Source organism: Dietzia sp. KRD202, from assembly GCF_017168155.1.
Lineage (GTDB): Bacteria > Actinomycetota > Actinomycetes > Mycobacteriales > Mycobacteriaceae > Dietzia > Dietzia kunjamensis.
The window spans coordinates 226,802-248,124 of record NZ_JABFAN010000005.1 but is presented as its reverse complement, the minus strand read 5'-3'; the positions used below and the strand labels follow the sequence as shown (position 1 = coordinate 248,124).

Below are 21,323 nucleotides of genomic sequence, written 5' to 3'. Positions count from 1 at the left end.
CGGTGACCCCCGAGGACCTGGAGTTCCTGCGCACCGCCGCCGGACGCGACCTGCTCGACCTCGCAGCCGGCCTGGCGTGGTCCCGCGCGGACCTCGTGGCCTCGACAGCGGCCGTCCGGCGCGCGGATCCCGTGCATGCGGCGGCGGCGATCGACGTCGTCACCGCCCGGGCGCGCGCGAGGGGTCGAATCCGGGGTGCCGGGGCGATGCTGCTCACCGACGAGGCCGTCCAGCAGGCCACCGCGTGGCCCGTCGCGGCCCTGCGGGCCGGGCGCCTGGCAGGACGGGACGTCCACGACGTCACCTGTTCCGTCGGCGCCGAGCTCACCGAACTCGTCCGGACGGCCGACCGGGTGATCGGCTCGGATCTGGATCCGGTCCGCGCGCGGATGGCGGCCCACAACGTCCCCGGAGCACTCGTGTGCGTGGCCGACGCGCTCGCCCCGCCCAGCCGCGACGCCGTCCTGGTGGCGGACCCCGCCCGCCGGTCCGGGGGCCGTCGGGTCCACGACCCGGCGCGGCTCAGCCCGCCGCTGCCCGACCTGCTCGCCGTCGCCGCCGACCGCGATCACGTCATCAAGTGCGCCCCGGGCCTCGACACCTCGGTGCTCGACCACTGCGGGGAGGTCGAACTGGTGTCCCTCGACGGCTCGGTGCGGGAGGCGTGCCTGTGGTCGCCGGGCCTGTCCGCGGGTGTGCGCCGCCGTGCGACCGTGGTCCGCACCACCGCCGCCGACGCGGCCGGACCGTGGGGACCACCGCGCCTCGTCGCGGACGGGGTCGCGGTCCACGTGGAGGAGGTGACCGACGGCGACGACGACGAGGTCGACGCCCACGAGGAGGCCGAGCGGTTCATCGTGGACCCCGACGGGGCGGTCGTCCGCGCCGGACTCGTACGGCACTGGGCCCGCCGCCACGGGCTCCGTCAGCTCGACCCGAGGATCGCCCATCTGACCGGGCCACGGGTCCCGGACGGCTACACCGGGTTCGAGGTGCTCGAGAAGTGCAGGCTCGACCGCAAGCAGCTGCGTCGCGTGCTGCGCCGGCGAGACTGCGGGTCGTTGGAGATCCTCGTCCGCGGCGTCGACACCGACCCGGACGTGCTGCGACGCTCGCTCTCGCTCAGCGGGTCACGGCCACTCGCGCTGGTGGTGACCCGGATCGGCAGCTCCGCCGTGGTGTTCGTGTGCGGGCCGCGCACCGCTCACTCGAACACGTAGAGGGCGCCCACCGCGGTCGTCAGCGCGATCCGGCCATCCGCGTCGACGCTGAGTCCCGAGACCGGGCCCGTCGCCGCGGGCACCTCGATCCGGTGGAGGGTGGCGCCGTCGGCGCCGTCGAGCAGGTGGACCGCGATGCCGGGCTCGTCGTCGGATCCGCCCGAGCGCACGGCCACCAGCACCCGCCCGTCCGGCGTCGCGGCGGGGTTGGTGAGCTGGCGCAGGTCGTCCCGGCGCCAGACCACCCGGCCGGTTCCGTCCTGCCCGCGAACGGCCACCACCGGCGCCGGGCCCGCGTCGTCGTCGTGGTCGTCGTCGGGTCCCCTCCACACGGTCGTCGTGCGACCGCCGCTGACCACGGTGCCGTCGGGCAACAGGGCGGGCGGCGTGTCCGGCCGGTACCCTACGGGGGCGGACCACAGGGCCGCGCCGTCGGACGTCGAGTACGCGGCGAGACCGCCGTCGGCCGCGTGGACGTAGACCTCGTCCCGGTCGTTCGACAGCACCACCGGCGTCCCCAGGCGCCCGTCGGGCAGGGGTGCACGCCACAGCACGTCGAGGGCAGTGAACTCACCGGCGACCAGTCGCACCGCCACCAACTCCGGATCGTCGGCGCCCGGCGTCCACGCGGTGAGGTAGGCGGTGGCCGTGTCCGTGTCCACGGCCGCGGGGGCGGGGACCGGGCAACCCCGCGCGCCGGTCGCGCACCACGGGAGCCCGTACGCCGGGTCGTCCGTGGAGATGTCGCCGGCGATCCGCAGTTCGGGCGTGACGTCCAGACCGGTGTGGGCGTTGATCACCCGTGCCGCCCCCAGGTGCGACACGAGCAGCAGGTGGCGTCCGTCCAGCAACGTCACGGTCGTGGGCACGCCCCGGGTCGCGGCGGTCCATCGGTTCTCGCCCTCGGCCGTCAGGGCGCCGACCCCGCCGTAGAGGGGCACGAACAGCGAACCGCGCCCGTCGACTGTCGCGGTGATCCGCGGCCCGTCGGTCGGCAGGCGCAGACACCACCGCTTGCGGCCGTCGTCGGCGGTAAGTGCGAAGAGGTTGCACCCGCGCTCGGAGATCGTGGCCTGGAACGACGTGCCGATGCCGTCCGAGGAGGCCACGCCGACCGCGGGCGCACCGAGGGCGCGTGACCACAGCAGTCCGGGGGCGTCCGAGACCCCGGAGTGTGCGCGACCGGAGTTCGGCGGGCCACCCGCGAGCGAGGACCAGCTCGCGGCCTGGCCCAGGCGGGCGCCGCCGCTCTCGGTGTCCGAGGCGCACCCGGCGACCACCCCCGCCGTCAGCGCGACGGCGACCAGGGCCCGCGCGGTGCGCGGTGTCAGTGCCGGTGTAGGTGCCGGTGCCACAGGTCCCCCCGTCGAGTCGAGACAGTCACACGAGAGAGTAGTCCGCCGCCCGCCGCCCGCCCGACCGGCGCTCCGACGACGCGGACGTGGGGACCGACGGGCAGGGGTGCGGGGCGGGGGCATCTCGGATCGCGGGGGGTGCGGGGCGGGGGAATCTCGGATCGCGGAGTGCACTCCGCCGCTACCGTGACGGGCATCACCCGTGCCCACGGAAGGCGGCCACACCCCGATGACAGCGAACTCCGGACTCGACACCGCGCTCACCCCGCTGAGCTTCCTCGAGAAGGCCGCGCGCGTCTCACCCGACGCCACCGCGGTCATCGACGGCCCGCGCCGTCAGACCTACGCCGAGTTCGCCGACCGGGCCACCCGGCTGGCCTCCCTGCTGAAGATGCGCGGCGTGGCGCGCGGTGACCGGGTGGGCGTGCTGGCGCCGAACTCGGCCGAGGCGCTGCTCGCGCAGTTCGGCGTCCCCCTCGCGGGCGGCGCCGTGGTCGCGCTCAACACCCGCCTCGCCCCGGCCGAGATCGCCTACATCGTGGAGCACGCCGGGATCGCCGTCCTCATCGCCGACGCGGAACTCCTCGCGGGGCTGGGCGACGAGGTCCCCGACGCGCTGCGTCTCGTCCTGGTCGCCCCGGACGCCGACGGCACGCAACCCGACCCGGCCCGCTTCGGCCCGCGCGCCGAGGCCCTCGAGGACGCCCTCGCGTCCGCCTCCCCGCAGCCGGTCTCGTGGACGGTCGCCGACGAGGACTCCGTCATCGCGGTCAACTACACCTCCGGCACCACCGGCCGACCCAAGGGCGTCATGTACACGCACCGGGGCGCCTACCTCAACTCCCTCGGCGAGATCGTCACCCAGGGCCTGGACGCCGACTCCAAGTACCTCTGGACGCTGCCCATGTTCCACTGCAACGGGTGGTGCACGACCTGGGCGCTGACCGGTGCGAGGGGGACCCACGTGTGTCTGCGCGCCGTCCGCGGGGACGAAATCTGGAGACTGTTCGACGACGAGGGGGTCAACCGCCTGGCCGGTGCACCAGCCGTGTTGTCCACCATCGCCGACGACCCGGCCGCCCGGCCGATCGACGGGATCCGCATGGTCACCGCCGGGGCGCCGCCCTCGCCGACCATCCTGCGCCGCTTCGAGGACCTCGGCATCGACGTCACCCAGGTGTACGGACTGACCGAGACCTACGGCCCGTTCACGGTGTGCACCCCGCAGCCCGGATGGGCCGACCTGGACCCTGACGAGCGGGCCGGGCTCAAGTCGCGCCAGGGCGTCGCCATGATCCACGCCGACACCGTGCGCGTGGTCGAGCGCACCTCACCGGGGGAGACCCGGCTGGTCGACGTCCCCGCCGACGGCGTGACCATGGGCGAGGTCGTCATGACCGGCAACGGGGTCATGAAGGGGTACTTCGGCGACCCCGAGGCCACGGCCACCGCGTTCGCCGGCGGGTGGTTCCACTCCGGCGACCTGGGCGTCATGCACCCGGACGGATACGTGCAACTGCTGGACCGCGCGAAGGACGTCGTGGTCTCCGGCGGCGAGAACATCTCCACCATCGAGGTCGAGCAGGCGGTCGTGTCCCACCCCGACGTGGTCGACTGCGCGGTCGTGTCCATGCCCGACGAGAAGTGGGGCGAGCGTCCCAAGGCCTACGTCGTGGTGAGGCCGGGCTCCACGCTCGACGAGGCCGCCGTGATCGAGCACTGCCGGACCAGGATCGCGCGCTACAAGGTGCCCGGTGCGGTGGAGTTGACCGAGGCGCTGCCCCGGACGTCGACGGGAAAGGTGCGCAAGAACGAACTGCGCGACGCCGCCTGGTCAGGCTGGGACAAGCGCATCAACTGACGGCCCCGGTCCGGCGGTCGCGGGCCGGATCACGTTATTGTGTCTGGCAGGACCACAATCCGGTGCGCCCGGTCTAGACGGGGGCGCACCCCGCCCCGACTCGCAGGAGGTCGACGCAGGCCCATGACGAACATCGTCGTACTGATCAAGCAGGTTCCCGACACCTATTCCGAGCGCAAGCTCACGGACGGGGACTACACCCTGGACCGCGAGGCCGCGGACGCGGTCCTGGACGAGATCAACGAGAAGGCCGTCGAGCAGGCGCTCCAGATCAAGGAGGCCAACGGCGGCGAGGTGACCGTCCTGTGCGCCGGTCCGGACCGCGCCACCGAGGCCATCCGCAAGGCCCTGTCCATGGGCGCCGACAAGGCCGTCCACCTCAACGACGAGGCCCTGCACGGTTCCGACGTCGTCCAGACCTCGTGGGCCCTGGCCAACGTGCTGGGCACCATCGAGGGCACCGAGCTGGTCATCGCCGGCAACGAGGCCACCGACGGCCGCATGGGTGCCGTCCCGGCCATCCTCGCCGAGTACCTCGGCCTCCCGCAGCTGACGCACATGCGCACCCTGGAGATCGCCGACGGCGTCGCCAAGGGCGAGCGTGAGACCGACGAGGGCCTCTTCGAGGTCGAGGCCACCCTGCCGTGCGTCGTCTCCGTCGGCGAGAAGATCAACGAGCCGCGGTTCCCGTCCTTCAAGGGCATCATGGCCGCCAAGAAGAAGCCGGTCGAGTCCCTCACGCTGGCCGACGCCGGCGTCGAGGCCGCCCAGGTGGGCAAGGACAACGCCGCGTCCAGCGTCACCTCCGCGAGCCCCAAGCCGCCGCGCGCCGCCGGCGAGAAGGTCACCGACGAGGGCGAAGGCGGCAACGACGTCGCCAAGTACCTCGTGTCGCAGAAGCTCATCTGACGCGAACTCACCCCGACCGACTCATCCCAGTCTTTTTCAAGGAGAATCCACCATGGCTGAAGTCCTCGTCGCGGTCGAGCACGTCGACGGCGAACTCAAGAAGGTGTCCCTCGAGCTGCTGACCGCCGCTCGTGCCCTCGGAGAGCCCTCCGCGGTCGTCTTCGGTGAGACCGGCACCGCCGCCGCGCTCACCGATGCCCTCAAGGAGGCCGGCGCGGAGAAGATCTACGTCGCCGAGGGCGATGCGGTCCAGAACTACCTCGTCACCCCCAAGGTCGACGTCCTGGCAGGCCTCGCCGAGCAGGGTGCGGCCGCGATCGTCCTGGCCGCCACGTTCGAGGGCAAGGAGGTCGCGGGTCGTCTCGCGGCCCGCACCGGTTCCGGCACCCTCTGCGACGTCGTGGAGATCAAGTCCGACGGTTCCGCCGTCCACTCGATCTTCGGTGGCGCCTTCACCGTCGAGGCGACCGTCTCCGGCGAGACGCCGATCTACACGCTGCGTCCGGGCTCCGTCGAGGCCGCCCCGGCCGCCGGCGCCGGCGAGGTCGTCGAGGTGCAGGTCCCCGAGCCCGAGAACGCCGCCAAGGTCATCTCGCGCAACCCGATCGTGGGCGGCGACCGCCCCGAGCTCACCGAGGCGACCGTCGTCGTCTCCGGTGGTCGTGGCGTCGGCTCCGCGGACAACTTCGAGAAGGTCGTCGAGCCGCTCGCCGACTCGCTCAAGGCCGCCGTCGGCGCGTCGCGCGCCGCCGTGGACTCGGGCTACTACCCGGGCCAGTTCCAGGTCGGCCAGACCGGCAAGACCGTGTCGCCGCAGCTGTACATCGCGCTCGGTATCTCGGGCGCCATCCAGCACCGCGCCGGCATGCAGACTTCGAAGACCATCGTCGCCGTCAACAAGGACGAGGAGGCCCCGATCTTCGAGATCGCGGACTACGGCATCGTCGGCGACCTGTTCAGCGTCGCCCCGCAGCTCACCGAGGCCATCAACGCCCGTAAGTGAGCAGGACGCACCCCGTCCACCAGCGTCACCCGGACCCCGGCACCCCTGCGGTGCCGGGGTCCGGCGCGTTCGGGCGTATCCTTGCCAGCGATATGCCCACCACCCGCTCCGTGCACTATCTCGACCACGCCGCGACCACCCCGATGCGCGCGGCGGCCGTCGACGCCTACGCCGAGGCGTCCTCCTCGGTCGGCAACGCGTCCTCGCTCCACGGCTCCGGACGCCGCGCCCGCCGCCGCGTCGAGGAGGCCCGTGAGTCCCTCGCGCACCACCTCGGCTGCCGACCGTCCGAGGTGGTGTTCACCTCCGGCGGGACGGAGTCCGACAATCTCGCCGTTCTCGGGCAGGTGGGTGCCTCGGCGGGCGACGTGGTGGCCGTGGGGGCGACCGAGCACCACTCCGTCCTCGACGCCGCCGCCCACCTGGCGACCGACCGTGGCGGTCGGAAGGCCGTCCGGGTGTTGCCCGTGGACCCCCGCGGCGCCGTCACCCCGGCAACGGTCCGCGACCTCGCCGACGAGCTCGGCCCGCGACTGGCCCTCGTCGCGGTGATGCTCGGCAACAACGAGATCGGCACCCTCACGGATGTCGCGGCGGCGGCCGGCCCGGCCCGCGCGGTGGGCGCGGCCGTCCACACCGATGCCGTCCAGGCCGTCGGGCACGTCCCGGTCGACTTCTCCGGCCTCGGCGTGACCTCTCTCAGTCTCTCCGCGCACAAGTTCGGTGGACCGCTCGGCGTCGGTGCGTTGCTCCTCGACCGCGGTGCCGACTGCGTGCCGATCGGGTACGGGGGTGGCCAGGAGCGGGACCTGCGGTCCGGATCCGTGGACGTGCCGGGGGTTGTCGCGATGGCCGCCGCGCTCGGGGAAGCGGTCCGTGAGATGGAGTCCGAGGCCCTGCGTCTGAGCCGGTTGCGCGATCGGCTCGTCGCCGGGGTGCTCGCCGAGGTCCCCGGTGCGATCGCCAACGGGGGCGGGGAGCGCCTTCCCGGGATCGCCAACCTCACCTTCCCCGGCTGTTCCGGCGAGTCGCTCATCCTGCTGCTCGACGCCGCCGGGATCGAATGCTCCACGGGCTCGGCCTGCACCGCCGGGGTGGCCGAGCCGAGTCACGTCCTGCTGGCCCTGGGTGCCGACGAGGCCGCTGCCCGCAGCAGTCTGCGCCTGAGCCTGGGGTACACCACCACCGAGGACGACGTCGACGCCGCCGTCGCGGCCATCGGGCCCGCGGCCGAACGCGCCCGCGTCGCCGGCCTCGGGCTCGCCCGCACCGGGATGGCCGCATCATGAGGGTCCTCGCCGCCATGAGCGGGGGAGTGGACTCCGCCGTCGCCGCCGCCCGAGCCGTCGCCGCCGGACACGATGTCGTGGGCGTCCACCTCGCACTCAGTGCGGATCCGGCGACCCTGCGAACGGGATCGCGCGGGTGCTGCTCGCGGGAGGACGCCGGGGACGCCCGCCGGGTCGCCGACCTGCTGGGCATCCCGTTCTACGTGTGGGACTTCGCCGAGCGCTTCCGTGCCGACGTGATCGACGACTTCGTCGAGTCCTACGCGCGGGGTGAGACCCCCAACCCGTGCCTCCGGTGCAACGAGCGGATCAAGTTCGAGGCCCTCCTCGACCGGGGCATGGCGCTCGGTTTCGACGCGGTCGCCACCGGCCACTACGCGCGGTCGTCATCCGAGGAACTGCCCGACGGCACCCGGCGGCCGGTCCTGCGCCGCGCCGTGGACGACGCCAAGGACCAGTCCTACGTCCTCGGAGTGCTCACCCCGGAGCAGCTCGCGCACTCGATGTTCCCCCTCGGGGATTCACTCAAGTCGCAGGTCCGCGCCGAGGCCGAGGCCGGCGGGCTGCCCGTCGCCTCGAAGCCCGACAGCCATGACATCTGCTTCATCCCGTCGGGCGACACCCGCGCCTTCCTCGGGGCGCGTATCGGCATGCGTCCCGGCGCTGTCGTCGACGCCGACACCGGCGACGAGCTCGGCCGCCACGAGGGAATCCACGGGTTCACCATCGGCCAGCGCAAGGGCCTCGGGGTCAGCGGCCCCGCGGCGGACGGCCGCCCCCGCTACGTCACCGCGATCGACGCCGACAGTGGCACCGTCACCGTCGGTGGCGCGGACCATCTGCTCTCGTCCGGCATGACCGCGTCCTCGCCCTACTGGCTCGTCGACGACGACATCCGCGAGACCGACTGCCTGGTGCAGATCCGCGCCCACGGCGAGGCGACCCCGGGCCACGTCCGACGCCTCGGCGACGGACCGGATGCCCGGCTCGAGATCACGCTCGAGAAGCCGATCCGCGGCGTCGCCCCCGGGCAGGCCGCCGTGCTGTACCGGCCCGAACCGGGCGGCGACCGCGTTCTGGGCAGCGGCACCATCTCCGCGTCCCGTCCGGCCGCGGAGAGCGCGTGACGCCGGTGGGACCGTCCAGCACCGGGGCCGGCCCCATGCCCGGCACCGACCCGCGGGAATCGGCGCGGGTGATCATGGGGGAATGCCACGCGCTGCCGTTCCTGCCCGAGCTTCCGGATCGCGGCCCCGGGGCCGACCAGGTCGGCCGCACGCTGGCGATGCTCGCCGACCTGCCGGTCGACGTCTCGCCACGCGGATGGCGACTCGCCGACGCCCCGGGCCGCCTCGCCCGTCGTGCCGCCGACTTCCTCGACCGGGACGCCGACGCCCTCGAGGAGGCCGACGCGCGGGCCCGTGATCCCGAGGGGGACCCCGCCACCGACTCCCGTCGTCTGCAGGCCCGAATAGTGGGCCCGTGGTCCCTTGCGGCCGGGGTGGAACTGCCCGGCGGTTTCCCCGTCCTCAGCGACCGCGGCGCCCGGCGGGACCTGGCCGCCTCCCTGGCGGAGGGCGCGGGTGAGCGAGCCGTGCGGCTGGCGGGCCGGATAGGGGCAGGCGCACGGATCCTGGTGGACGAGCCCCTGCTCTGGCATGTCGCCGCCGGGACGGTCCGCTCGCCCAGCCGTCTCGACCCGATCGCGGCCGTCCCGCCCGATCGACTCGCCCTGTCGCTCTGCCGGTTCGCCGATGCGCTCCGCTCCGCCGGGGCCGCAGAGGTCCTGATCCGGCTCCCGGTCACCTCCGACCCGGGGGCGCCCCCGGTCTGGGAGATCGTCAGCGACCCCCCGCGGGGTGAGACGCCCCTTGACGGGGTGTGCCTGGCGGCCGCGCCGCTGCACGCTGCCCGGTCGCATGCCGCGCTGGATGCAGCCGGAACGGTCCTCGGTGACGGCGGGATCCTCCACCTGGAGGGCCTACCCGGTGGCGGCCCGCCGCCACGCACCGTGGCGGAGGCCGAGGACACCGCAGTGGGGCTGCTGGCCCTGCTCGACCGACTGAGCGCACCCAGGTACTCGAGCCTGGACCGCGTCGTCCTCACGCCCACCGAAGAGGAGACCTCGACCGGTGAGGGCCGAGCCGCGGCCGCCCTCCGCGGCGCCCGTCTGGTGGCCGAGACCACCCCACGGGTGGCGGAGTAGCAGGCGTCGCGGCGCTACGGCATCGCCATCGGCCAGAGCGTGTTGACGTCGGACGAGTCCTTTCCGGACCGCTCCAGGTACGCGACGAAGTCCCGCTGGCGCGTCTCGTGCCAGCTCGCCTGGCGCGCATTGACCTCCCGCCAGTCCGGACCCGACAGTTCCGGCTGTCCGCCGAGCATCTTCCACGCCAGCCGGGCGGCGGCGAGCGCATCCGCCGCGGCCTCGTGGGCGCTGTCGAGTCGTACCCCGTGTAGACCGCACAGGGCCTCGAGCGTCCGCTTGCCCTTCCGGTAGGGATCCACCGCGCGGTCCACGACGTACGGGTCGATCACGGGACCGAGGATCTCGAACGACGGGTCCCACCGTCGCAGGATCGTCAGGTCGTAACAGGCGTTGAACACCACCAGCGTGCGTCCCTCGCCCCATCCCCGGCGGATGGCGGCCACCGTCTCGGCGATGACCTCGGCGTGGGGGCGGCCGTTCTCGCGGGCATGGGCCGTGGTGATGCCGTGGACCGCCGTCGCCCCCTCGGGAATCTCTATGCCCGGGTCGGCGAGCCAGTTCCGTTCCTTCTTGTGCTGCCCGTCTATCGCGATGAGGGCGGAGGAAACGACGTGGGCGGTCCGGGGGTCCGGGCCCGTGGTCTCGAGGTCGAACGCGAGCAGTCGGTTCCGGTCGATGGCGAGGGGTGGCTGTGTGTGGGTTGTCATGGGCTCACCGTAGGGCAGCGCTCCGACATCGAGGCCCCGCCCGGCATTACCCTGTCCTCGTGAGCCTTCCCGATGACAACAGTCAGCCCGTCGGCACGGGGGACATCCCGCCCGAGGTGCGGCAGGAGTGGACCGAGCTCGCGGAGACGGTCCGCGATCACCAGTTCCGCTACTACGTCAAGGACGCGCCCATCGTCTCCGACGCCGAGTTCGACCGGCTCTTCGAGGAGTTGCAGGCGCTCGAGGTGACGCACCCGGGGCTGCGGACCGCCGATTCGCCGACCCAACTGGTCGGCGGTGGCTTCTCGACGGATTTCGCCCCGGTCGAGCACCTCGAGCGGATGACCAGCCTGGACAACGTGTTCTCCGAGGAGGAGCTGCGCGACTGGGTCGCCTCCGCCGTCGAGCAGGCGGGAGTATCGGAGGACCGGCTGCCGTTCCTGTGCGAGGTCAAGATCGACGGGGTGGCCCTGGACCTGGTCTACCGCGACGGGAGGTTGGTCAGCGCCGCCACCCGCGGTGACGGGCGTACGGGGGAGGACGTGACCCTCAACGCGCGGACCATCGACGACATCCCGGTCACGCTCACCCCGTCGGACGACCGCCCGTTGCCCTCGCTCATCGAGGTGCGGGGCGAGGTGTTCTTCCGACTCGAGGACTTCGCCGAGCTTAACGCCCGTCTCGTGGCCGAGGGCAAGGCACCGTTCGCCAACCCGCGCAACAGCGCGGCCGGGTCACTGCGCCAGAAGAACCCCGCCATCACCGCCCAGCGCCGACTCGGCATGTACTGCCACGGTCTGGGCGCGGTCGAGGGCGCGACCTTCGAGAGCCTCCACGACGTCTACCTCGCCCTCGCCGACTGGGGACTGCCAGTCTCACCGCACACGGCGCCCGCCACCGGGGTGGAGGAGGTGGTCGATCGGATGAGGTTCTGGGGTGAGCACCGCAGCGACCCCGAACACGAGATCGACGGTCTCGTCGTGAAGATCGACGACCGCGCGGTCCAGCGTCGACTCGGCCAGACCTCTCGCGCGCCGCGGTGGGCGATCGCCTACAAGTACCCACCGGAGGAGGTCATGACGGAACTACTGGACATCCGGGTCTCCGTCGGGCGCACCGGGCGGGTGACCCCCTTCGCCCACATGCAGCCGGTCACGGTCGCCGGTTCGACGGTCTCGTTGGCCACCCTCCACAACCAGACCGAGGTGATCCGCAAGGGCGTGTTGATCGGCGACACGGTGGTGATCCGCAAGGCCGGTGACGTGATCCCCGAGGTCCTCGGCCCGGTGGTCGAGCGGCGCGACGGTACCGAGCGCGAGTTCGTCTTCCCCGAACGTTGTCCGGAGTGCGATACGGTCCTGGCCCCGGCGAAGGAGGGCGACGCCGACTGGCGCTGCCCCAACCAGCGTTCCTGTCCCGCCCAGCTGCGGGAGCGGCTGTTCTATCTGGCCTCGCGCAACGCCCTGGACATCGAGGCGCTCGGGTACGAGGGCGCCTCGGATCTACTGACCAGCGGGGTGCTCGTCAACGAGGCCGGACTGTTCGACCTCACCGAGTCCGACCTGCTCAGGACAGACCTCTACACCCGCGTCGACAAGGCCACCCGCAAGCAGATCGAGGCGGGGGCCGAACCCGAACGCACCGTGCTCACCGAGAACGGTCGCAAGCTGCTGGCCAACCTCGCCACCGCCCGGGACCGACCGCTCTGGCGGGTACTGGTCGCGCTGTCGATCCGACACGTGGGCCCCACGGCCGCGCGCGCCCTGGCGACCCGGTTCGGGACCATGGAGGCCATCCGCGCCGCGTCCGAGGAGGAACTGGCGGAGACGGACGGGGTCGGGTCGACCATCGCGGCCTCGGTGGTCGAGTGGTTCGACGTCGACTGGCACCGCGAGATCGTCGACCGGTGGACCGCCGCCGGCGTCTCGATGGCCGACGAGCGTGACGAATCGATCCCGCGGACGCTCGAGGGCCTGACGATCGTGGCGACCGGCTCACTCGAGGGTTTCACGCGCGACGGCATCAAGGAGGCGATCATCGCACGCGGCGGCAAGGCCTCCGGGTCGGTCTCCAAAAAAACCGACTACGTCGTGGTGGGCGACAATCCGGGGTCCAAAGCGGCCAAGGCCGAGGAGTTGGGCCTGACGATCCTGGACGAGGCCGGCTTCGTCGACCTGATGGACAACGGTCCGGCCGGGGCGGGGGAAGGGGACCTGGACCCGGATGTGAACGCGGAACCGGAGGAAACCGACCCGTGACCCCGGTGACGCCCCTCGCCCAGTTCCCCTGGCCGCTGTTCCTCGGAGCGGGCGTCGGTCTCGCGCTCGCGGTCGGTGTCTCCCTCCGTGGTCTGCGGGGCGAGGGTCCCGGGCGCCTCCTCTCGGTGTCGGCCTCCGCCGTGGCGGGGGCATCGACCGGAGCGTTCGCCGGACTGGTGTGGCTCTGGGTCGGCCCGATGTCGAACCCGGTCTCCTGCCTCTACTCCTGTAACGAAGTCGCGCAGTTCCTGTCGAACGAGCAGTTCCGTCAGATCGTCCTCATGACGGACCTGGCATGGGTCCTGCCGGTCACAGCGCTGCTCTTCGCGGCGGTCGCGGTGTGGTCGTGGCGACGCGGACCCCGCCGCTGACCGACATCCGTGCCGGACCGGCGTCGAGGGAGCGGCGGGCCCGCCCGGTCAGCCGGCGTCGAGGGAGCGCAGGATCCCTGTGAGGTACCCCAGCCGAGCGACCTCGGACGGCCTGAACGAGGGACCGCCCGGTCGGCCCACCACGAGGATGTGCCCCGAGTTCAACGGCGCGGCCGCGAGCGAGGTGTCCATGGCCGTCCACTCCGCCGGCACGCCGTCGTCGTCGTCGTCCAGTGCGGTCACCCGCTCCAGGCCGCACAGCACGGAGACCTCGCCGCCCTCCCACATCGGTGCGGACTCGCCCCGCGCGATCAGACGGCACCGCGCGTCCGCGGTCACCTCCACGACCAGCGCCCAGCCGACGCGCAGCGCGGAAGGGAGCTCGTCGGCGAGCAGTTGGGAAGCCCCGGCACCCGCCCCGGCGACGGCGTCGATGAGTTCGAGTTCCCGATGCGCGTCGAGGATCCCGCCGAACGGCCGCAGGGAGTCCACCATCACGCCGTCCAGGCGCTCGGCGGCGGTGATGAGGGCGTCCGGGAAGGTGCCGTGCGGGACCTCCACGACTATGTCGTCGACGGCGACCCCGTCGAACCGGTCCACCACGTCGAGGCTGATGATGTCCGCGTCCACGGTCCCCAGCGCCACCGCGAGGGAGCCGAGACTGCCCGGTCGGTCGGGCAGCATGACACGGAGCAGATAAGACATGACGCCCATTGTGCCGCACGCATTCGGGCTGACTAGGCTGGGCCGGTACCGACCACGTCACGGAAAGGGGCAGGCACGTGACCTCGATCTCACGCGGGGACGTCGCGCATCTGGCCAGGCTCTCCCGCCTGGAACTGAGCGACTCCGAGCTGGACTCGTTCGCACAGCAGCTCACCGACATCCTCGACCACGTGCAGGCGGTGTCCGAGGTCGCCGCGGAGGACGTGCCCGCGATGAGCCACCCCACCGCGATCACCAACGTCTACCGCGACGACGTGGTCACGCCCGGCCTCACCCCGGAGCAGGCACTCGACCAGGCCCCGGCGGCCGACGAACAGCGCTTCGAGGTTCCGCAGATCCTGGGGGAGGACGCATGACCGAGCTCACCACCGCCACCGCCGCCGAGCTGGCCGGGCGGATCGCCGCGCGGGAGGTGTCCTCGGAGGAGGTCACCCGGGCGCACCTGGACCGTATCGGCGAGGTCGACGGCGAGATCAACGCCTTCCTCCACGTGGGCGCGGACGAGGCCCTCCGGGCGGCCCGGGACGTCGACACCCGACTGGCGGCCGGCGAGGAGCTCGGACCCCTGGCGGGCGTGCCCATCGCCCTCAAGGACGTGTTCACCACCACCGACGCCCCCACCACCTGTGGCTCACGGATCCTCGAGGGTTACCGTTCGCCGTACGACGCCACGGTCACCGCGCGACTGCGCGAGGCGGGGATCCCGATCCTCGGCAAGACCAACATGGACGAGTTCGCCATGGGGTCGTCGACCGAGAACTCGGCCTACGGCCCCACCCGCAACCCGTGGGATCCGAGCCGCACCCCCGGTGGTTCCGGCGGTGGCTCGGCCGCGGCGCTGGCCTCGCACCAGGCCCCGATCGCCATCGGGACCGACACCGGCGGGTCGATCCGCCAGCCCGCCGCGCTCACCGCGACGGTCGGCGTCAAGCCCACCTACGGGACGGTCTCGCGCTACGGGCTCGTCGCCTGCGCGTCGTCGCTCGACCAGGGCGGGCCCTGCGGCCGCACAGTCGAGGACACCGCGCTGCTGCACCGGGTCATCGCGGGGCACGACCCGCGCGACTCGACGAGCCTCGACGTGGCGGTCCCGGACGTCGTCGCCGCCGCCCGTGAGGGCGCGAAGGGTGACCTGACGGGCCTGCGGGTGGGCGTGGTCACGGAGTTCTCCGGCGAGGGCTACCAGCCCGGCGTCGAGGCGTCGTTCCGCGCCGCGGTGGACACCCTGCGAGACCTGGGTGCCGAGATCGTCGAGGTCTCCTGCCCCAACTTCCGGTACGCGTTGCCCGCCTACTACCTCATCCTCCCGTCCGAGGTGTCCAGCAACCTGGCACGCTTCGACGCCATGCGCTACGGCCTGCGGACCGGTGACGGGTCGGCCGACCAGGTCATGGCCGCCAGCCGCGAGGCGGGCTTCGGCCCCGAGGTCAAGCGCCGCATCATGCTCGGCACCTACGCGCTGTCGGCCGGCTACTACGACGCGTTCTACGGTCAGGCCCAGAAGGTACGCACGCTGATCGCGCGCGACTTCGACGCGGCCTACGAGAAGGTCGACGTGCTGATCTCGCCGACCACGCCGACGACCGCGTTCCCGCTCGGGGACAAGGTCGAGGACCCGGTCGCGATGTACCAGTTCGACCTGTGCACCCTGCCGCTGAACCTGGCCGGTCACTGCGGGATGTCCGTGCCGTCCGGTCTGGTGGAGGGCCTGCCCGCCGGTCTGCAGATCATGGCACCGGCACTCGCCGACGACCGTCTCTACCGGGTCGGGGCCGCCTACGAGGCCGCGAGAGGCGCGATAGCGTGACGACCGTCCCCGAGAGGGACGCATGGAAGGCGCTCGCGGCACTCGTCATCGGGTTCTTCATGATCCTGGTGGACCAGACGATCGTGGCGGTGGCCACCGACGCGTTCGTCACCCAACTCGGCGCCACGACCAACCAGGTCATCTGGGTGACCAGCGCGTATCTGCTCGCCTACGTGGTGCCGTTGCTGTTCACCGGTCGGCTGGGGGACCAGATCGGGCCGCGACGGGTGTCGATCGCGGGCCTGGTGCTGTTCACCGGCGCCTCCCTGTGGTGCGGGTTGGCGCCCGACATCGAGACCCTCATCGTGGCGCGGGTGTTCCAGGGCTTCGGCGCGGCACTGCTCACCCCGCAGTCGCTCAGTGTCATCACCCGGGTGTTCGCGCCCGCGCGCCGCGGCGCGGCCATGGGTGCATGGGGTGCGGTGGCGGGTATCGCCTCCGTGGTCGGCCCGGTCTTCGGCGGTGTGCTCATCGACGCGTTCGACTGGCGGTGGATCTTCTTCGTCAACATCCCGTTCGGTGTCCTCGCGGTGGTGTTGGTGTGGCTCTGGGTCCCGGTGCTGGAGACCAGGTCGCGCTCGTACGACATAGCCGGGATCTTCCTGTCCGCCGTGGGCATGTTCCTGCTGGTGTTCGGGATCCAGCAGGGTGAGGAGCACGGATGGGGCGGCACCACCGCCGGGTTCATCGCGGCGGGCGTGGCGGGTCTGACCGTGTTCGTGTGGTGGCAGTCCCGCGTCCGCACCGAGCCGCTCGTACCTCTACGACTGTTCCGGGACCGCAACTTCTCGATCGGCACGTTCGGCGTCTCGACGATCGGCTTCGTCACCGCCGGCACGATGGTGCCGCTCATGTTCTACCTCCAGGGGGTCAAGGAACTCAGCCCGACCCGCGCGGGGATGATGTTGCTGCCCATGGCCCTGATCGCGGGTGTTCTGGCGCCGTTGGTCGGACGCTGGGCGGATCGTCTCGATCCGCGGATCTTCACGGGCATCGGCTACTTCTCGTATGCGGTCTCCCTGTTCTGGCTCGCGCTGGTGATGGACGCCCAGACCTCGATCCCCGTCCTGCTCGGTCCGATCGCCCTCATGGGGGTGGCCAACGGGTGTGTGTGGGCGCCGACGTCGTCGACCGCGATGCGACGCCTCGAGTTGGCGTCGGCGGGCGCGGGATCCGGTGTCTACAACACCACCCGCCAGGTCGGGGCGGTGCTGGGGTCCGCCGCGATCGGCGCGGTGGTACAGGCCCGGTTCGTGGCCCACGGTGACATCGGCCAGGCGGTGGCCGACGCGATGTTCCTCCCCGCTGTTGTCGTCCTGCTGGGAGGTCTGGCCACCATGGCGTTCCGTACCGGTGAACAGTCGGTGAGCCCGGGGCGGTGACCGCCGCGATGCGGGGCGGGCGGACCTAGACTGCGGGGTAACCGAGAGGAGCTCGACGTGCGTATAGGTGTACTGACCGCCGGCGGCGACTGTCCGGGACTCAACGCGGTCATCCGCGCTTTGGTCCGCACCGCCAACTCGGAGTACGACTCCCCGGTCCTGGGCTTCCAGGACGGGTGGTCCGGGCTGGTGAACGACCGTGCCGTGCCGCTGTTCGACGACGAGGGCATCGATCGCATCCTGCTCCGCGGTGGCACGATCCTCGGAACCGGCCGACTGAACCCCGACATCCTCACTGCGAGCCTGCCGGTCATCCGCCAGACCCTCGAGCGGCACGCGATCGACGCGCTCGTCGCGATCGGCGGAGACGGCACGCTCAAGGCGGCCCGCTGGCTGACCGAGAACGGCATCCCCGTGGTGGGGGTGCCCAAGACCATCGACAACGACGTCGGCGGCACCGATTACACGTTCGGCTTCGACACCGCCGTCTCGATCGCCTCCGATGCCATCGACCGGCTGCACACGACGGCGGAGTCGCACGAGCGGGTCATGCTCGTCGAGGTGATGGGCAGGCACGCCGGGTGGATCGCCCTGCACGCGGGCCTGGCGTCCGGTGCACACATGATCGTGATCCCCGAGGTCCCGTTCGACATCGACTACGTGTGCAAGGTGATGAAACGCCGGTTCCAGATGGGGGAGGCGTACGGGATCTGCGTGGTCGCCGAGGGTGCCACGCCGGTCGAGGGTTCCGGCATGACGTTGCGCGAGGGAGGCAACGATCAGTTCGGCCACGAGGTGTTCACCGGGGTGGCCGACCAGATGGCCGCGGCGATCAAGGAGCGGATGAACCGCGACGTCCGGACGACCGTGCTGGGCCACATCCAGCGCGGCGGTACGCCGACCGCGTACGACCGCGTGCTCGCGACCCGTTTCGGGGTACACGCGGCGCACGCCGCGCACCGGGGGGATTTCGGGCAGATCGTCGCGCTCCGTGGGGAGTCGATCGAGATGGTGCCGGTAGAGGACGCGGTCGCCGTGCTCAAGACCGTCCCGGAGGACCGCTACCGCGAGGCCGCATGCCTCTTCGGCTAGATTGTTCCGCATGGAGTTCACCGAGGTCGTGTCACGTTTCGATCCCGTCATGGGCATGGAGGTGCACGTAGAGCTGCACACCAACACCAAGATGTTCTGCGGGTGTCCCACCGCGTTCGGGGCGGATCCCAACACCCAGGTGTGTCCGGTGTGCATCGGTCTGCCGGGCGCGTTGCCGGTGGCCAACCGCCAGGCGGTGGAGTGGGCCATCAAGATCGGTCTGGCGCTGAACTGCTCGATCGCGCCGTACAGCAGGTTCGCGCGGAAGAACTACTTCTACCCGGACCAGCCGAAGAACTACCAGATCTCGCAGTACGACGAGCCCATCGCCCACGACGGGTACCTCGACGTGCAGCTCGAGGACGGCAGCACGTGGCGCGTGGAGGTCGAGCGCGCGCACATGGAGGAGGACACCGGCAAGTCCACCCACGTCGGATCCGCCACCGGCCGCATCCACGGCGCCACCCACTCGCTGCTCGACTTCAACCGCGCGGGCGTGCCGCTCATCGAGATCGTCTCCAAGCCGATCGTCGGTGCGGGGGAGCGGGCACCCGAGATCGCGCGCGCCTACGTCACGACGCTGCGTGATCTGCTCCGGAGCCTCGACGTGTCCGACGTCCGGATGGACCAGGGCTCGATGCGCTGCGATGCGAACGTCTCGTTGATGCCGAAGGGCGCCACCGAGTTCGGCACCCGCACCGAGACCAAGAATGTCAACTCCCTCCGCAGCGTCGAGATCGCGGTCCGACACGAGATGTGCCGCCAGGCGGACGTGCTCACCGCGGGTGACGAGGTCGTGCTCGAGACCCGGCACTTCCACGAGTCGGACGGCACCACCACCTCCGGCCGGCCGAAGGAGTCGGCGGAGGACTACCGCTACTTCCCCGAGCCGGATCTCGCGCCCGTCGAGCCGACCGAGGAGCTCATCGAGGAGATCCGCGCGACACTGCCGGAGCTGCCGTGGGTTCGCCGCGCCCGGGTCCAGGCGGACTGGGGGGTCTCGGACGAGGAGATGCGGGACCTCGTCAACGCCGGGGCCCTCGACCTGATCCTCGCCACGGTCGACGCGGGCGCTCCGGCCGCCGAGGCCCGCTCGTGGTGGGTGTCGTACCTGACCCAGCAGTCCAACAAGCGCGGCGTCGCGCTCACCGAATTGGAGATCTCGCCGGTGCAGCTGGCGCGCGTGATCGAGTTGGTCGCCGAGGGCAAGCTCACCAACAAGCTCGGCCGCCAGGTCGTCGACGCCGTCCTCGACGGCGAGGGCGAGCCGGACCAGATCGTCGCTGACAAGGGCCTCGAGGTGGTACGCGACGACTCGGCGCTGCAGAAGGCCGTCGACGACGCCCTGGCCGCGCAGCCCGACATCGCGGAGAAGATCCGTTCGGGCAAGGTCCAGGCCGCCGGTGCGATCGTCGGTGCCGTCATGAAGGCGACCCGCGGTCAGGCCGACCCGGCGCGCGTGAAAGAGCTGGTTATCGCGGCGTGTAACTGAAACTCGCACGGTAGCTGAATCGGCACGGCAACTGAATCGGAACGGTAGCGAAATCGGCACGGCCACCCACGCCGACTGACCATGGCTATGCGGACTGATCTCCCTCGGTCGCGTCATCAGGGCGGAGTCGCCGGTCGGTACCGGTGGCGTTCGGCCGGGTGGTGCCTGGCGGGTTGGTGAGGTGGCCGTCGTCGGCGGTGAGGCGGTCGAGGTGTTCTCGCCATTGGTGTTCGAGGATGTGGTTGCGTGCCTGGGCCAGGGGGCCGGTGGGGTTGGTGTGGTGTTCGTGGCCGGTTTCGGTGATGATGGTCAGCTCGCCCAGTGGGCCGGGGCGGTAGGCGCAGTGGCCGAAGGTCTTCTCGCGGTGGTGTTTGCGGCAGAGGCACATCAGGTTCCACTCGGCGGTGGGGCCGCCCAGCTCGGGGCGCCTGTGATCGAACGCGATGACGTGGTCGATCTCGCAGTCGTGGGCGTCGACGGTGCATCCGGGGTGGCGGCAGGTCCCGTCGCGTAGTCGGATCCGTTCGGCCAGGGCCGGGGTGATGAAGTATTTGAGGAGTGCTTCGGGGACGTCCAGGTTGCCGGGGGCGGGGTCGATGAGTTCGAACCGGACGGTGGCGTCGCCACCGGAGAGGATCTCCTCGCACAGCCAGTCGAAGCTGGCGTAGGCGCCGTTGACGAACTGGACCTGGTTGGGCAGTCCTTGGGCGATGGTGTTGATGACCGAGATGCGGACGGGCTTGTCGGTGCCCCACGAGGCGCCCAGCGGGGGCAGGTGTCCGCGGTCGCCGTCGACGGTGTTCGCGGTCTCCTCGGGGTGGTGTGCGGGGTCGGCGATGTCGGTGGTGTTGGGGTCGCCCAGGGCGATGAGGGCGTCGGCGCGGAGTTGGTTGCGGCTGCGGGGATGGCACAGGTCTGCGGCGGCACGGGCGGCGGCCTCGATGCGGCGGCGCAGCTTCTCGGCGTCACCGGAGGGCAGGTTGGCCCACATGGAGGTCATGCCGTTGCGTCCGGGGCGGAACCGCACGGTCCGTTCTTCGGCGGCGGCGTCTGCGGCGTCCTGGGCGGCTTGTGGGGCGTGGCGTGCGACCGCGTTGTCGACGGAGGTGTCCAGTGCGGAGCGGCTGGGCCGGTGGCCGCCGGCAAGGGCCCGGGTGAGGCGGCCGATGACATCGGACTCGACGGCGCCGACGACCTCGTCGGGCACGCCGGCCAGGCGGCAGGCGGCGTCGATGGCGAGTTGCTCGGGCAGTAGGCCGCGTTCGAGGGCGCCCCGCAGTAGCGGGAGCCGGGTGTGGGCCTGGATGGCGGCGGTGACCAGGTGGCCGGCGTGCCAGCAGGTCAGTGACATGGCCGCGGCCAGGTGGTCGCGGGCCCGGCCGGCCGGATCCAGGCGGGCGTGGGCGGGGCGGGTGTCGTCTTGCGTGTCGCCGTGGGTGGCCTCGTCCAGGCGGCGGAAGCTCTCCACCAGCAGGTACGCGGCGTGCAGCCGGGTCGCCGCGGCGAGGTTCTGCGCCAGCGTCACCGACCGGGCCACCTCGCTGAGCGCTGACGCGTCCAACGACTCCAACGGCTCATCCACCGCGCGCAGCGCCCCGAAGTCGGAAGGGCTCATCGTCGTCACCAAGGCCCTCACCCCCAT

At 71.7% G+C, this 21,323-nt stretch carries 18 protein-coding genes; 14 read left to right on the top strand and 4 right to left on the bottom strand.

Annotated elements, in window-relative coordinates; all coding sequences use genetic code 11:
* The first annotated feature begins 2 nt into the window (after positions 1-2).
* The gene (locus J1M64_RS01955) at positions 3-1,220 is read left to right on the top strand and encodes an SAM-dependent methyltransferase (RefSeq protein WP_067718300.1); all 1,218 of its coding nucleotides are present in this window, start codon (positions 3-5) and stop codon (positions 1,218-1,220) included.
* Here J1M64_RS01955 and J1M64_RS01950 read toward each other — a convergent pair.
* Positions 1,205-2,575 carry a PQQ-binding-like beta-propeller repeat protein gene (locus J1M64_RS01950; RefSeq protein WP_307872343.1) on the bottom strand — a complete coding sequence of 457 codons (1,371 nt, stop codon included), beginning with the start codon at positions 2,573-2,575 and terminating at the stop codon, positions 1,205-1,207. The genes J1M64_RS01955 and J1M64_RS01950 overlap by 16 nt on opposite strands.
* Positions 2,576-2,804: 229 nt before the next feature.
* Between J1M64_RS01950 and J1M64_RS01945 the strand changes: the two genes are divergently transcribed.
* The 6 genes from J1M64_RS01945 to J1M64_RS01920 all read left to right on the top strand — a co-directional run bounded on the left by J1M64_RS01945 (position 2,805) and on the right by J1M64_RS01920 (position 9,843).
* Positions 2,805-4,436, top strand: coding sequence for an AMP-binding protein (locus J1M64_RS01945; RefSeq protein ID WP_206472363.1), 1,632 nt, complete (start codon positions 2,805-2,807; stop codon positions 4,434-4,436).
* A gap of 123 nt (positions 4,437-4,559) precedes the next feature.
* Entirely contained in the window at positions 4,560-5,345 is a 786-nt protein-coding gene (locus J1M64_RS01940) for an electron transfer flavoprotein subunit beta/FixA family protein (protein WP_206472362.1), read from the top strand.
* Positions 5,346-5,397: 52 nt separating this feature from the next.
* Complete coding sequence (locus J1M64_RS01935) at positions 5,398-6,348, top strand: electron transfer flavoprotein subunit alpha/FixB family protein (RefSeq protein ID WP_067718290.1); 951 nt, start codon at positions 5,398-5,400, stop codon at positions 6,346-6,348.
* A 92-nt stretch (positions 6,349-6,440) separates the two neighbouring features.
* Positions 6,441-7,637: a cysteine desulfurase family protein gene (locus J1M64_RS01930; RefSeq protein ID WP_206472361.1), complete on the top strand. Its 1,197-nt coding sequence runs from the start codon at positions 6,441-6,443 to the stop codon at positions 7,635-7,637.
* Positions 7,634-8,764 (top strand): tRNA 2-thiouridine(34) synthase MnmA, encoded by a 1,131-nt coding sequence (gene mnmA / locus J1M64_RS01925; RefSeq protein ID WP_206472360.1) that lies wholly within the window; start codon positions 7,634-7,636, stop codon positions 8,762-8,764. The genes J1M64_RS01930 and mnmA overlap by 4 nt, the downstream gene beginning before the upstream one ends.
* Positions 8,761-9,843: a cobalamin-independent methionine synthase gene (locus J1M64_RS01920; RefSeq protein ID WP_206472359.1), complete on the top strand. Its 1,083-nt coding sequence runs from the start codon at positions 8,761-8,763 to the stop codon at positions 9,841-9,843. The genes mnmA and J1M64_RS01920 overlap by 4 nt, the downstream gene beginning before the upstream one ends.
* Positions 9,844-9,857: 14 nt before the next feature.
* Here J1M64_RS01920 and J1M64_RS01915 read toward each other — a convergent pair whose 3' ends face one another.
* Positions 9,858-10,553: an exonuclease domain-containing protein gene (locus J1M64_RS01915; RefSeq protein WP_067718280.1), complete on the bottom strand. Its 696-nt coding sequence runs from the start codon at positions 10,551-10,553 to the stop codon at positions 9,858-9,860.
* A gap of 59 nt (positions 10,554-10,612) precedes the next feature.
* Between J1M64_RS01915 and ligA the strand changes: the two genes are divergently transcribed.
* On the top strand, positions 10,613-12,811 hold the full coding sequence (gene ligA, locus J1M64_RS01910; RefSeq protein WP_067718277.1) for an NAD-dependent DNA ligase LigA: 2,199 nt from the start codon (positions 10,613-10,615) through the stop codon (positions 12,809-12,811).
* On the top strand, positions 12,808-13,182 hold the full coding sequence (locus J1M64_RS01905) for a hypothetical protein (RefSeq protein WP_067718274.1): 375 nt from the start codon (positions 12,808-12,810) through the stop codon (positions 13,180-13,182). Before ligA ends, J1M64_RS01905 begins: the two co-directional genes overlap by 4 nt.
* A 48-nt stretch (positions 13,183-13,230) precedes the next feature.
* On the opposite strand, the gene J1M64_RS01900 is transcribed toward J1M64_RS01905, so the two are convergent.
* Complete coding sequence (locus J1M64_RS01900) at positions 13,231-13,887, bottom strand: amino acid-binding protein (RefSeq protein ID WP_067718565.1); 657 nt, start codon at positions 13,885-13,887, stop codon at positions 13,231-13,233.
* Between the two features lie 77 nt (positions 13,888-13,964).
* Here J1M64_RS01900 and gatC point away from each other — a divergent pair, with 77 nt between their 5' ends.
* The 5 genes from gatC to gatB are packed head-to-tail and all read left to right on the top strand — an operon-like array spanning position 13,965 to position 19,681.
* Positions 13,965-14,264, top strand: coding sequence for an Asp-tRNA(Asn)/Glu-tRNA(Gln) amidotransferase subunit GatC (gene gatC / locus J1M64_RS01895; RefSeq protein WP_067718272.1), 300 nt, complete (start codon positions 13,965-13,967; stop codon positions 14,262-14,264).
* Positions 14,261-15,715, top strand: a complete 1,455-nt coding sequence (gene gatA, locus J1M64_RS01890) for an Asp-tRNA(Asn)/Glu-tRNA(Gln) amidotransferase subunit GatA (protein ID WP_206472358.1) — start codon at positions 14,261-14,263, stop codon at positions 15,713-15,715. The genes gatC and gatA overlap by 4 nt, the downstream gene beginning before the upstream one ends.
* Positions 15,712-17,097 carry a DHA2 family efflux MFS transporter permease subunit gene (locus tag J1M64_RS01885; protein ID WP_067718267.1) on the top strand — a complete coding sequence of 462 codons (1,386 nt, stop codon included), beginning with the start codon at positions 15,712-15,714 and terminating at the stop codon, positions 17,095-17,097. Before gatA ends, J1M64_RS01885 begins: the two co-directional genes overlap by 4 nt.
* A gap of 57 nt (positions 17,098-17,154) precedes the next feature.
* Positions 17,155-18,189, top strand: a complete 1,035-nt coding sequence (locus tag J1M64_RS01880; RefSeq protein ID WP_182636289.1) for an ATP-dependent 6-phosphofructokinase — start codon at positions 17,155-17,157, stop codon at positions 18,187-18,189.
* Between the two features lie 10 nt (positions 18,190-18,199).
* Positions 18,200-19,681 carry an Asp-tRNA(Asn)/Glu-tRNA(Gln) amidotransferase subunit GatB gene (gatB, locus tag J1M64_RS01875; protein WP_067718563.1) on the top strand — a complete coding sequence of 494 codons (1,482 nt, stop codon included), beginning with the start codon at positions 18,200-18,202 and terminating at the stop codon, positions 19,679-19,681.
* An 85-nt stretch (positions 19,682-19,766) separates the two neighbouring features.
* Here the strand turns inward: gatB and J1M64_RS01870 are convergent, their stop codons facing one another.
* Positions 19,767-21,296 (bottom strand): HNH endonuclease signature motif containing protein, encoded by a 1,530-nt coding sequence (locus tag J1M64_RS01870; RefSeq protein WP_206472356.1) that lies wholly within the window; start codon positions 21,294-21,296, stop codon positions 19,767-19,769.
* Between the last annotated feature and the right edge of the window lie 27 nt (positions 21,297-21,323).